This is a genomic window from Bacillus sp. REN10 (assembly GCF_016820555.1).
Lineage (GTDB): Bacteria > Bacillota > Bacilli > Bacillales > Domibacillaceae > Bacillus_CE.
Genome location: NZ_JADHDW010000003.1, coordinates 166,657 through 179,677 on the forward strand (window position 1 = coordinate 166,657; position 13,021 = coordinate 179,677).

Sequence of the window (13,021 nt, forward strand, 5' to 3'; positions counted from 1 at the left end):
GTATGAGATGCTAAATGAAACGCTAAAAGAGTGGCTTCAGAGACAACGTCCCACTCGTGCATTATTAGTTGAGAAGTTAACGAAATTGAGGGCAATGATGCTTAAGCAGAATCTTCACACGCTGGCAGGGAAATGTTCGGATTTAATTGAAAAGCTTGATAATATGGAGTATGTCATTGCTTTTTGCGGCCACTTCTCCGCCGGTAAATCTACGATGATTAATGAACTGATGGGCGAAAATTTACTGCCTTCTAACCCCATTCCAACGAGTGCGAACGTCGTCAAGGTGAAAGCGGGTGAACCGTATGCCAAAGTGAGCTTTAAAGAGCAAGGCATGAAACAGTTTCCGTTTCCGTATGATATAGAGACGATTCAGGCTTATTGTGTCAATGGAGATACAGTAGATGAAGTGGAGATCTCTCATCCTGTCGATCATTTGCCGAAAGGGGTGGCTATTTTAGATACGCCCGGTATCGATTCGACAGATGATGCCCACCGTGTCAGTGCGGAGTCTAAACTTCATGTAGCAGATATTGTTTTTTACATGATGGACTATAATCATGTGCAGTCGCCTGTTAATTTCGAGTTTTGTCAGCGGCTAGCGGATATGGGGAAGGAAAGCTATTTTATTGTTAATCAAATTGATAAGCATCTGGCCTTTGAACTGTCTTTTCATGAATTTGTGCAAAGAATTCGTTCTTCTTTTGATGAACATGACCTTTCTTACAAGGGCCTTTACTTTACTTCGTTGAAAGATGATGATCATCCCCACAATGAAATACATCAATTAAAAGCCTTACTAAGCGACAAGTTGGCGACGCGTAAGCAAGCGATCATTGAGCATGTGATGACAGAAGCTTTATTGCTGGCTCTTCAGTTTTACCATCATCAAGTGGAGCGGGATCAAGAGAAAAAAGAATCGATGCAGCAATTAGTAGCAAATGTTCGATCGATGGCCGAGTTAGAAGAAGCATTGACGAATGTGATTCGCGAAGAGGAAGCGATGGAAAGACGAGGGCAAAAGTATCTTCAACTATTTGATCAAGAGTTAGATATGATTTTTAATAATGCCAAACTAATGGATTATTATACAAGAATTTTAGCTCGGGAATTTTTAGAATCGCGGGAGCTCACCTTTCGTGTTCGGGGACTATTTTCTAAAAAGAAAACGCAAAAAGAGCGAATGGAGCGGCTTCATCGTTTTTATAAAGCGATTAATGAAAATCGGCTCGCTTATATTGATATTCCTTTAAAAAAAGCCATGCCGGCGTTTTTATTCAATTTCGGGTTGTTAAATGACGAACTCCGCGAGGGAATCCGTCAACTGCAAGTCAAATTTCCTACGTCCTTTTTAGAGGAAAAAGTGAAGCGAGGAGCACTTTTAAGCGGTGATTATGTATTGACCTATGCGAAAGATGTGACGAGGGAACTTCAGCTATTATATCGCCGCTCGTTGCTACCGCTCATTGAACCACTAGAGAGACAAGCACTCATTAATGCGAAAAAGAAAAAAGAGCAACTATTAAAAGAAAGAACAGAATTAGAACAAAAAAAGCAGGCATGGGAAGTGCTTGTTCGATTAAATGAACAGCATGAAACATTATACGAAACGCTGCTAGAACTGCTTGAAATGCAAGGGGAGGAAACGATCACGGAAGATGCGTTTATTGCTTTTGGTGATCAACACGTTCATAAACGGAAAAGCTCCCGCAAGGTCGTCCCGATTGGCGAGGTGGCTCGCGAATGGCACAAGACATCCAATGAACAGCCTTTTATTCCTGTGTCTTTGGAAAAAGAAGTAAAAGAATTGCATCGCCAAACCGATCTATTGTCGAGTGTAAATGGAATGGAAACAGTGGTTAGTCATATGCGTATGAGACTTAATCGTTTAGAAACGAATCAATATACCATCGCTTTATTTGGAGCGTTCAGTGCAGGGAAATCCTCCTTTGCTAACGCTCTGCTTGGCGAGCATGTCCTTCCTGTTTCTCCTAACCCGACAACAGCTGCCATCAATGAAGTACGCGCCCCGAACGAAACGTATTCACATGGGACGGTAGTTATTCAGTTTAAAACGGAAGAACAACTAGTGAAAGATGTGAATCAAGCACTCGAGTTGAGTGAACAAACGATCGAACATATAGAGGATTTGTATCTGCTTTTTGAACAACATGATCGGATGATGAAAGAATGGAAGGAGCAAAAAAAGGATAAAACGGATGCAAAGAAAACGGGGGAAGAAGAGGAAACCGCCTTTCCGCCACTCATTCAGTTGCCGAACGAGCAATTTACTTTTTTGCGGTCCGCTCTAAAGGGTTATCCATTCATGAACAAACGTTTAGGGAAAAAAGAAGTTCAGACCATTGCATCATATGGAGAATATGTGAGTATAGAGGAAAAAGCTTGCTTTGTGGAGAAAATCGAGATGTACTATTCTTCTCCTTTCACTGAGCAAGGAATGGTTCTTGTCGATACACCAGGAGCGGGATCAATGAATGCTCGTCATACAGAAATGGCTTTTCATTATATTGCTAAGGCTGATTCGGTCGTCTTTGTGACGTACTACAATCATGCTTTTTCGCGTACAGATCAAGAATTTTTGATTCAATTAGGACGAGTGAAGGATTATTTTGAACATGACAAAATGTTCTTCGTCGTGAATGCTGCTGATTTGGCCGAATCGAAAAAAGATCTGTTGGATGTGATGCATCATGTCGAGAAAAATTTATTAACGTGCGGCATTCATCAAGCACGTATCTATCCGCTGTCTAGCCACCTTTCATTATATGCTAAAAAAGCAGGTGCTCATCGTTTACAGGCTGAAGAAGAAATAAGATACAGAAAAATGCTACAGATTGCCCTTGATGAAGAGCTGCCTCATGCGAAACAATCATTGGAACTCTCGGGCATGAGCTTGTTTGAGGAGCAATTCGTTTCTTTTACGAAGCAACAGTTAGCGTTATCCACTCTTCGTCATGCTCAATTTGAGATCAAGCAAGCGATCATTGAGCTGAAGCGCTGGATGGATCTATCTCAAGAAGAAGAAGTTGTGAAAGAACAGACTCGAAAGCAGCTCATTGATCAGCTACATACAGCTCGAACATACTTACAACAGCGTTCCGTCACACTTGAACAGGAAGCGATGAAACAAGAAATGGAGGAATTGCTATTTTACGTGAAACAACGTATTTTCTATCGGTATAATGATGAGTTCAAAGTCATTTTCAGTCCAGCGGCTTTTGATCAATTTGACGATACCATCGTGGCGCTTCATCGATTTACCAATGAAATCATCCGTTTTGTCGCTAATGATTTAACCCAAGAAATGAGAGCGACCACGATCCGTCTCCAAGCATTTATGCAAAAAAGTATTCAAGCACTGCAAAGGAACCTAGAAGCGGAATTAAAAGAAAAGATGGAATCGGTGACTTTGCGATATACAGAAGCACCAACTATCGAGTGGCCATCTTTTCAAGCGGGATTACATCATATACAAGCTTCACATTTTCAGTCTTTCTTAAAAAAATTCGAGTCGCCAACCGCTTTCTTTGCGGAAGGAGGAAATAAAATGGTACGAGATGAAATCGAAAAAGCCTTACTCCATCCTGTTCATGATTATGTTGATCGTTCCGGTGAGCAAATACAGAACACAATGCGGCCAATTTATAGAGAATTACTAGAAGAAATTCGAAACGATGTCATGGAACAAATAGAAAATCAAACAGCGGGCCGACTGTCTATCTTGTCTACTGCTATAGATCTGGATCATATTCAAGAGATTATCCATAAATTAGAAAGAGGAGGGAGGAATTATTGAGCAAAAGTAAAAAGAAAATGAAAAATGATACGAGAATGTTAATCATTTGTTAAAAAAAGGAATAAAAACTTCTATTTTTCTCTAAAGCTAGTTATGATAAGTATGTACGATTGATTGCTACTTTAAAGGAGGAAAAGAGAGTGAAAAGTTTAAAACAATGGTTTATGTTATTATTAGCTTCTCTAATGATCCTAGGTGTTGCTACAGGCTGTAGCAATGATGATGCAACCAATGAAGAAGATACGACGAACACAGAAGAAACTGAAGATGCAAATACGGAAGATACAAACACAGAAGAAACTGAAGATACTACGGAAGAAAAAGAAGAAGGCCAATAATGAAGAAAAAAAGCTTAGATCCATTTGGATTTAGGCTTTTTTATTCGTATTTTTCAAACGAGAAGACCTACTGAGGGCGGTAACCCGTCTTTTGAAAAGAGTATATATAATATAGAAGAAAAGCGATATCATTCGTTAATGAATGCTGCCGCTTTTTTATAAAAAAACAGACCTAATCGAAACTGTGCCGAATGGTGAATGAGGGAGAAGAACCATTTGAGCATGCAAACTTGAAGCGAACGATTCGAATGCTTCGCCAAACCGTTTTTGAAAGCTTACAGATATCCACTAAGCATTATGAGTGAATTGAAGCTGCTTCCGTTGTAGGATAATTTGATAAGGAGTTACTTACGTATATTACCAAACAATTGCTTGATTACACGGAAAAAATGACTATGAAACGTTAAATGTTATGTTCCGTTATTTATTTGAACAATTGAGGGATAATGGCTTGCATACGGTTCTTTTGCCAACCGATTATGACATCTCCGGTTTACTTTCGTTAGGATTTAACGAACTCCCATGGGCCGCGTCGTCGACTAATTAACAAGAGGGGAATTCCACACGAATTTTAGAGAAAACACAAAGAGAATATGATTTCTCGGTGTGTTTTTATGAGTTTTCAAGCAAGGTTCACATTTTTCATCGACTCAATTGGAGACACCATTCGATTCAGGAATCTCCACTTTTTCGCCCCATGGTCCGCTCCTAAATAATCGTTGGTCAGCCATAATCCCACATCGGTCATTGTGACCATCTCCATTTTGATCGGCCCTTCCTTCACATTCATCGAAAAATCTGAATTCCACTGAAAATCAACGACAGTTGCAGGCTCGCCAGTAGACTCTACCCGATGTGTTCCCGTACCTGCAGCTAGTATCGCAGCAACCATACAATCGCCTAGCTTTTTCCCTTCGATCACTACATCACTCTCTAACAAAATTCCCTCACACTCGAGAGACGCCTGAACTTTTGGAACCTCTTTGTCCGTTTCCTCCTCGTTTGGCTGAGACTTTTCTTGCTTCGAATCTTCCTGCTTTAACTCGGATGGCGATTCCTTCGATTTCTCCTCAGCTGAACTACACGCAACGAGCAATATCGATAATAGAATTATCAGCAAAGCTAAAACAAGTCTAGTTGTTTTTTTCCAGCCCTTACACTCTCTATTTTTTGTAAAATTCCCCCTCTTTTACCACAACTTTCTATTATTCTATTCAACCTTTCTTTTTGTCATCATGCATTCATACATATTGTTTCATAAAATTTCTATCTGTTACTCTCAAGAAACTATCAAAATAAGGACGGCTACCTTTTTAATTTTGCAATAGAAAAGTGCAGAGAAATGATATAAAAGGGAATGTTATTCGAGGTCTTGGACAATTTATACAGGAATGGTATGAAACTTTTCATTTTAAACTTATAAACCCAGGATAATTAATCATAGAAACTCAATAAAAATGTTGAAGAATTTGAGAATGCCGCTAACTTTTTAACGTGAATAAAATCATATGATCGTCATCTCAAAGAAGTAATTCCTGCTTTTTTCGTATTTAGTTGTATAGGACTTATAATGGCATCTGTGCAGGGCTTCCTTGAACCAGTCCCCGAATTTTTATTTTAATGTAAAACCCACATAAAACCAAAATTCAGAGTGGTTTTTGTGGGACTTCTGCCTTGAATGTAAAGGTAATGTAAATGTTTAAGGAAAATGAGTGTGGTTTTTTATTGGGGTATGCGTAAAAATACACAATACAAAGAACTTCAATAGTAAACAAAGTTTTAACAAAGTTCCCCACTAGCATTAACATTTATCTCCTATAGTGGAATTGTGGAAGAGATGAATCCAACATAAAGGGGAGAAAATAAATGAAATCAACGAAGCGAAAGTTAATAGGGCTTACAGCTGTTCTAGGATTATCTGTCCTTGCGGGTTGTTCAGGCGAGGAAGATAAAGCAACTGGAAAAAATAAAGGGGGTAAGCTCGAAGGAGAACTGACAGTATATACAGCAATCGAGGAAGAACTGATTCCTGTGTATCTTGAATCATTTGAGAAGAAATATCCTGATGTTGATTTAAATATTGTGCGGGATTCAACAGGAGTGATTACAGCTAAACTTCTAGCTGAAGGCAAAAATACAGAAGCGGATGTTGTATGGGGAACAGCGGCCTCTAGCTTGTTAGCTCTTGATGAGAAAGATATGTTAGAAGGATACACACCTGAAGGGATTGATCGTGTACAACCGCAATTTAAAGATAGTAATCAACCAGAGAAATGGGTAGGGAATACAGCATTTATGACGGGTATTGCCGTCAATACGGCTGAATTAGAAAAGAAAAAATTACCGATGCCAACATCTTATGAAGACTTAGTAAAACCAGAATATAAAGGAACGCTTGTGATGCCTCATCCGGCTTCATCCGGTACAGGATTCTTAACAGTATCCGCATGGTTACAAATGATGGGTGAAGAAAAAGGCTGGGAGTACATGAAAAAGCTGCATGAAAATATTGCGACCTATACTCATTCAGGGTCGAAACCGGCCAAGCTTGCTTCCGCTGGTGAATATCCAATTGGTGTATCGATGGTGTACAGTGCCGTAAAAGAAAAGCAAAAAGGAGCACCCGTTGAAGTTGTGCTTCCAAAAGAAGGATTAGGTTGGGAAGTAGAGGCAAACGCACTCATCAAAAAAAAGGATAATAAAGATGAAGAGCTAGCGAAAGTATTTTTAGACTGGGCGATTTCTGATGATGTCATGCAAGAATATTTTAACGCCAATGGATTTGCGACGATCAAGAATGATTTCCCAGCACCAGAAGGTTTCCCAACTGATGTAGTTAGTCAATTATTTGAGGAAAATGACTTGAAATGGGCCGCTGAAAACCGAGAAGCGATCTTAAGTAAATGGGAGAAGGAATTTGGTCAAAAAGCCGAGCCGAAAGAATAATAGGCGAAAGGAAGAAGAAATATGAAAGATTACTTAAAAATTGACCATATTAGAAAAGTTTTTGGGAATGTGACGACATTAAATGATCTGTCTTTTCACGTGGCCAAAGGAGAATTTGTTTGTTTATTAGGCCCAAGTGGCTGCGGGAAAACGACCTTACTTCGAACGATTGCCGGTTTAGAGGAACCGACTGCGGGACGGATTTTTATTGATGGAAAAGATGTGACAGCTGTGCCTCCAGCTAAGAGAAACTTCGGGATTGTCTTTCAATCTTATGCCCTTTTTCCCAACTTAACGGCTTTAAGCAATGTTGAGTTTGGACTAAAGGCAAAGAAAATGCCAAAGAAAGAAGTGAAAGAGAAAGCATTAGCTGCATTAGAGATGGTCGGATTAGTCGATTTGCAAGATCGTTATCCTGCTCAGTTATCAGGTGGTCAGCAACAAAGAATTGCTCTTGCACGTGCTCTAGCATTATCGCCTAGCTTTCTCTTATTAGATGAACCATTATCGGCATTAGATGCGAAAGTCCGAGAAAAACTTAGATTTGAAATTCGCGATCTTCAAGAAAAGCTAGGAATTACAACGATTATGGTGACACATGATCAAGAAGAAGCTTTAACGATGGCGGATAAGATTATCGTCATGAATCGTGGGGAAATTATGCAGATCGGTACGCCTCAGGAAATCTATCAGTTACCAGCTAATCCATTTGTTGCTGATTTCATCGGCGCGATGAATTTTATCAATTTACAGCCGAGCCATCCTGAAGGCCGTATTTTGGCGATACGTCCAGAGCATATCACTTTAACTCAAGGAGAAGGGGTTTCCGCGATTGTTGAAAAACTGGAATTTAGAGGCCCTGTGTATAGAGGAATGGTCAAGCTTGAGCAAAGTGACTCTCCGCTACACGATAAGCTCGTATTAATTGACTTGCCAGCTACCATTGTTCACCAGCAGAAAATTCAATTAGGCAGTATATTGACACTTTCCATCGGGGAAAAACAGATGTTGTCATATAGTGAAAAGGTGGGCTGTTAAATGGAGTGGCTCGAAAAGAACGAGAAAGCAATGGTTACAAAGCGTGTGAAGCAGAAGGCAGGAAAAAATGAATGGCTCCAACGTTTACTTCTTCTTAGTATGATCGGCACCTTTTTATTATTACTTGTTTTTCCGCTCTATCAATTATTTGTACAAGCTTTTTATGATAAAGAAGGCGCATTTGTTGGACTAGATAACTTTACTCAATATTTTTCATCGCCAACGTTAGTACAATCATTGAAAAATACGATATTTATCTCTAGCATGACCACATTGATTGCCGTGACATTGGCTTTTGTTTATGCTTTCGCGCTGATTCGAGCAGCCATTCCAGGAAAAATATTTTTTAAATCAGCAGCTATGCTTCCGTTGTTTGCGCCAACGATGATGCATGGGATTGGCTTAATGTATTTGTTTGGAAATCAAGGATTAATCACGAATGGCTTTTTCGGGTTATTACCGAATATGGCAATCGAATTATACGGGCCAATTGGAATTATTATAGCCGAAGTGATATATACGTTCCCACAAGCAGTATTAATTTTATTAATAGCCTTTCAAGGGGCAGATTATCAAATGTATGAAGCGGCAGATACGCTTGGAGCAAGCAAGCTCAAGAAATTTATTACGATCACAATGCCTAGTGTAAAGTACGGCTTGATCAGTGCCTCCTTCGTTGTGTTTACATTAAGTTTTACGGACTTCGGTGCTCCGAAAATTGTTGGCGGACAGTACAATGTCCTCGCCACTGATGTTTATAAACAAGTCATTGGGCAACAAAATATGGCGATGGGTGCGACTGTAGGGATTATTCTAATGTTACCAGCAATTTTCGCTTTTACCGTTGACCGATTGACCATGCAAAAAAATTCAGCGGCGATTTCCGCCAAATCAAAGCCCTTTGTGATTAAAAACAATCGAATGAGAGATTCTCTTTTATTCCTATTTTGTTTACTTATCTCGGGAGCGATTTTATTAATGGTATTTGCAGTGTTAGTTGCTGCATTTACGAAGGTTTGGCCATATGATCTGAGTTTTACTCTTGATCATTTAAATTTCTCTAGCTATACAGGTGACGGAATGGAAGCATTTAAAAACAGTGTCATTGTCGCTTTGATCACAGCGATAGCTGGCACATTGCTGACTTTTGTATTTGCTTATGGTATTGAAAAAGTGCGTCGGATGGCTGGGTTAAGAAAAATAAGTTATTTCTTATCCATCATTCCATTAGCTGTACCTGGACTTGTCATCGGGTTAGGATATATCTTTTTCTTTAGTCAGCCTGAAATCCAACTTTTCTCATGGACAATGACGAATCCATTCCATTTCTTATATGGCACGGTCGCGATCATTGTGATGGCAAATATTATTCATTTTTATTCTGTGTCGTTTGTTACAGCGACTACGGCGTTAAAAAAGTTAGATAAAGAATATGAGCTTGTGTCTGAATCAATGGGTATCCCATTTTACAAAACATTTTTTAAAGTAACGGTACCGATGTGCTTGCCGGCCATTTTAGAAATATCGATGTATTTTTTCGTCAACTCGATGGTGACCGTATCAGCCGTGATGTTTTTATACTCACCAGATTTTAAGCTCGCCGCGATCTCGATTGTGAATATGGACGATGCTGGAAATTTAGCAGCTGCGGCGGCAATGAGCTCACTCATATTATTAACGAACATTATTGTCAGATCGTTATATGAACTATTAACGAAATATTTAAATAAACGTGCTTTGCATTGGCAAAAAAGATAGGAGAGAGAAGAAATGGAAACAAACATTAAAGCAGTTATTTTTGATTGGGCAGGAACAACAGTGGACTACGGATGTTTTGCTCCTGTTCAAGTATTTATGCAAATTTTTAAAGAAAAGGGCATTGAAATCACTATTGAAGAGGCTCGTCAACCGATGGGGTTATTAAAAATTGACCATATTCGTGCCATCACTGACATGCCACGGATTAAAGAATTATGGGAAGCTACATACGATCGTCAGCCACAGGAAAGCGATATTGAAGAGATGTACGGCAGATTTGAAGAAGAATTGTTTGCTATTTTGCCAGATTATACAACGCCAGTACCTGGATGTTTAGAATTAATGGAAAAACTCCGCCAGCGTAGAATCAAAATTGGATCAACTACTGGTTATACGTCCGAAATGATGAAGGTTGTCGCACCAGGCGCTGAAAAACAAGGCTATAAACCAGATTATTACATCACTTCTGATGATGTGCCAGCGGGTCGCCCATATCCGTGGATGTGCTATATGAATGCGATCGAATTAGGAATATACCCGATGAGTGCGATGATTAAAGTTGGCGATACCGTTTCTGATATGAAAGAGGGCAGAAATGCCGGTATGTGGACGGTTGGCGTCATTTTAGGCAGCAGTGAGCTTGGATTAACGGAAAATGAAGTAAAGGAAATGGACGCGAATGAGCTAGAAGCGAAAATTCAAGAAGTTAGAGAACGTTTACTAGCCGCAGGAGCTCACTTCACAATTTTACAACTGGCTGATCTTGAAAGTGTCATCGATCAAATTGAGCAACAACAAGTAGTAGGAGGCGCAAAGCAACATGGATAATCAACATTATTTATTATTGACACCTGGGCCACTGACAACGACGAAAACAGTAAAAGAAGTAATGTTAAGAGATTGGTGTACATGGGACGATGACTATAATGGACTCGTTCAACAAGTTCGCGGCAAGCTCGCTCATCTAGCCACGAAAAACAGCGAAAACTATACTTCTGTGTTAATGCAAGGAAGCGGTACTTTTACGGTAGAAGCAACGATTGGGTCTGTTATCGGATCTGAAGGGAAATTACTCGTTTGTGTGAACGGTGCTTATGGAAATCGAATCGCACAAATAGCTAATATTCTCGGCATTGACACGGTCATTTGTCAGACCGAAGAACACGAGCCCATTTCTGCACAAAAAGTAGAAGAACTTCTGAAATCTCATTCAGACATTACACATATTGCCGCTGTCCATTGCGAGACGACGACCGGGGTGTTAAATCCTATTCAAGAGATCACAAAAGTAGCTAAAGTATACGGCAAAATCACGATCATTGATGCGATGAGTAGCTTCGGTGGAATTGACATCGATATGGAAGATTGGCAAATTGATTTCTTAATTAGCAGTGCGAATAAATGTATTCAAGGCGTACCAGGTTTTGGATTCGTAATAGCGAAGCGAACAGAGCTAGAAAAGTGTAAAGGCATTGCTCGTTCCCTTTCACTTGATTTATATGGTCAATGGGAGACGATGGAACGGTTCAATGGGAAATGGCGCTTCACTTCTCCAACTCATGTCGTTCGAGCTTTTTATCAAGCTTTAGTAGAGCTTGAAGAAGAAGGTGGCGTGTTAGCGAGACAACAACGTTACACAAACAATCAACAGCTACTAGTAGCGAGGATGAAAGAAGCTGGATTTGTTCCTTTCATCGAGGAAAAGTATCATTCACCAATTATTACGTCTTTCTGCTTTCCTAATGCAGATTTTCATTTCCCTTCGTTTTATGAACGTTTGAAAAAACAGGGGTTTGTCATTTACCCAGGGAAGGTGTCACAAACAGATACGTTTAGAATTGGGAATATTGGCGATGTTCACGCTGAAGACATCAAAAAATTAACCGCTATTATTTCGGAAGGAGCTGTCTATCAATGAAAATCTTTTGTTTAGGTGGAGCAGGTAAAATTTGTAGAGAAGCGATTCTGGATCTAGTTCAATATTCTAATTTCGAAACGATCACAGTCGCAGATTATAATGAGGAAGAAGGAAGGAAAGTTGTCGAATGGTTAAATGACCCGCGGGTGGATTTTGTTCAAGTCGATGTAACCAATATTGATTCAACTGTTGCCAAAATGAAAGGCTACGATATTGTCTTAGACGGAACGACGATTAAGTTAAACGGACTGTCTTCCGAATGCATTGCTAAAGCAGGCTGTCATGGCATTAACTTAAATGGCTTTGGTGAAGAAAACCAATGGAACGATGTATTTATTGAAAACGACAAAACATTGCTTCCGGGTTTCGGAATGACGCCGGGATTAACACAGATGATGGCGATGCATGCAGCGAATCAATTAGATACAGTTGAAAGTGTTCGAGTCAGTCACGGATCATTTCGCCCAATTGCCTTTTCCGCATCGATTACAGAAACAACGACGTATGAATATGATCCAGAGCTACCGACAAGGGTCGTTTTTGAAAATGGTGAGATGAAGCAAGTGCCGCCATTTGCGCGTCCAAGAACGATTCAATTGCCGGAGCCGTATGGCGAAACTGTTCAATATATTATTCCACATGCGGAGACAGTAACGTTATCAAAAGCATTGAAAGATAAAGGAGTTCAACTAATTGAAACTCGTGGAACGTGGCCACAAAAAAATATGCGACTGGTGAAAGCTTTATATGAATATGGCATTTTGCAAAATACACCGATTCACGTGAACGAAAAAGAAATTGGGATTATGGATTGTATTTCCCAATATTTAATCCAATCAGAAGAAGGGCAAACAACAGAGTTATATGGATATTCTCTTCATGTAGAAGTGGAAGGAGAGAAAGACGGGAAGAAAGTCAATCATACTCTTTACCATACTCATCCTGCTTCAGACGGCTCTGTACCTGGATGGGAAAAGCTACGCGCCTATACACGAAATGTAGCTACTCCTTTTGCGATCGCAGCTCATTTAATCGCTAATGGTTATGTAAAGAAGAAAGGAGTCATTACGCCAGAAGAAGCCTTTACAAACCCGGCTATCATATTTGAAGAATTAGAAAAGCGAGGAATTTTTGTCCATGAAGAAGTGAAAGAAGTAGCTCCTACTATTTAGTCTAACTAGTTAAGCTAAATAACAGTAATGGAGG

9 protein-coding genes are annotated in these 13,021 nt (G+C 39.7%); 8 read left to right on the plus strand and 1 reads right to left on the minus strand.

Going from position 1 to position 13,021, the window contains the following annotated elements:
* Positions 1-7 precede the first annotated feature (7 nt).
* Positions 8-3,817: a dynamin family protein gene (locus tag IRB43_RS06255; RefSeq protein ID WP_203362588.1), complete on the plus strand. Its 3,810-nt coding sequence runs from the start codon at positions 8-10 to the stop codon at positions 3,815-3,817.
* A 140-nt stretch (positions 3,818-3,957) separates the two neighbouring features.
* Positions 3,958-4,155, plus strand: a complete 198-nt coding sequence (locus IRB43_RS06260; protein WP_203362589.1) for a hypothetical protein — start codon at positions 3,958-3,960, stop codon at positions 4,153-4,155.
* 622 nt (positions 4,156-4,777) lie between these two features.
* Here IRB43_RS06260 and IRB43_RS06265 read toward each other — a convergent pair.
* On the minus strand, positions 4,778-5,275 hold the full coding sequence (locus IRB43_RS06265; RefSeq protein ID WP_203362590.1) for a hypothetical protein: 498 nt from the start codon (positions 5,273-5,275) through the stop codon (positions 4,778-4,780).
* Positions 5,276-6,021: 746 nt separating this feature from the next.
* Between IRB43_RS06265 and IRB43_RS06270 the strand changes: the two genes are divergently transcribed.
* Genes IRB43_RS06270 through IRB43_RS06295 form a run of 6 tightly spaced genes read left to right on the plus strand, consistent with a single transcriptional unit; the run spans position 6,022 to position 12,987 of the window.
* Entirely contained in the window at positions 6,022-7,101 is a 1,080-nt protein-coding gene (locus IRB43_RS06270; RefSeq protein WP_203362591.1) for a putative 2-aminoethylphosphonate ABC transporter substrate-binding protein, read from the plus strand.
* Between the two features lie 21 nt (positions 7,102-7,122).
* A complete protein-coding gene (locus IRB43_RS06275) occupies positions 7,123-8,139 on the plus strand; it encodes an ATP-binding cassette domain-containing protein (protein ID WP_203362592.1) in 1,017 nt (338 codons plus the stop codon).
* On the plus strand, positions 8,140-9,897 hold the full coding sequence (locus IRB43_RS06280) for a putative 2-aminoethylphosphonate ABC transporter permease subunit (protein ID WP_238941851.1): 1,758 nt from the start codon (positions 8,140-8,142) through the stop codon (positions 9,895-9,897).
* Between the two features lie 12 nt (positions 9,898-9,909).
* Positions 9,910-10,725: a phosphonoacetaldehyde hydrolase gene (gene phnX, locus IRB43_RS06285; protein WP_203362593.1), complete on the plus strand. Its 816-nt coding sequence runs from the start codon at positions 9,910-9,912 to the stop codon at positions 10,723-10,725.
* Positions 10,718-11,815 carry a 2-aminoethylphosphonate--pyruvate transaminase gene (gene phnW, locus IRB43_RS06290; RefSeq protein WP_203362594.1) on the plus strand — a complete coding sequence of 366 codons (1,098 nt, stop codon included), beginning with the start codon at positions 10,718-10,720 and terminating at the stop codon, positions 11,813-11,815. Before phnX ends, phnW begins: the two co-directional genes overlap by 8 nt.
* Positions 11,812-12,987, plus strand: coding sequence for a saccharopine dehydrogenase family protein (locus tag IRB43_RS06295; protein ID WP_203362595.1), 1,176 nt, complete (start codon positions 11,812-11,814; stop codon positions 12,985-12,987). Before phnW ends, IRB43_RS06295 begins: the two co-directional genes overlap by 4 nt.
* The last annotated feature ends 34 nt before the right edge of the window (positions 12,988-13,021 follow it).

Bases quoted from the DNA above. Each gene is read 5' to 3' on its own strand.
- IRB43_RS06255 (WP_203362588.1), top strand. From the start codon at position 8: ATGCTAAATGAAACGCTAAAAGAGTGGCTTCAGAGACAACGTCCCACT.
- IRB43_RS06270 (WP_203362591.1), top strand. From the start codon at position 6,022: ATGAAATCAACGAAGCGAAAGTTAATAGGGCTTACAGCTGTTCTAGGA.
- IRB43_RS06275 (WP_203362592.1), top strand. From the start codon at position 7,123: ATGAAAGATTACTTAAAAATTGACCATATTAGAAAAGTTTTTGGGAAT.
- IRB43_RS06280 (WP_238941851.1), top strand. From the start codon at position 8,140: ATGGAGTGGCTCGAAAAGAACGAGAAAGCAATGGTTACAAAGCGTGTG.
- phnX (WP_203362593.1), top strand. From the start codon at position 9,910: ATGGAAACAAACATTAAAGCAGTTATTTTTGATTGGGCAGGAACAACA.
- phnW (WP_203362594.1), top strand. From the start codon at position 10,718: ATGGATAATCAACATTATTTATTATTGACACCTGGGCCACTGACAACG.
- IRB43_RS06295 (WP_203362595.1), top strand. From the start codon at position 11,812: ATGAAAATCTTTTGTTTAGGTGGAGCAGGTAAAATTTGTAGAGAAGCG.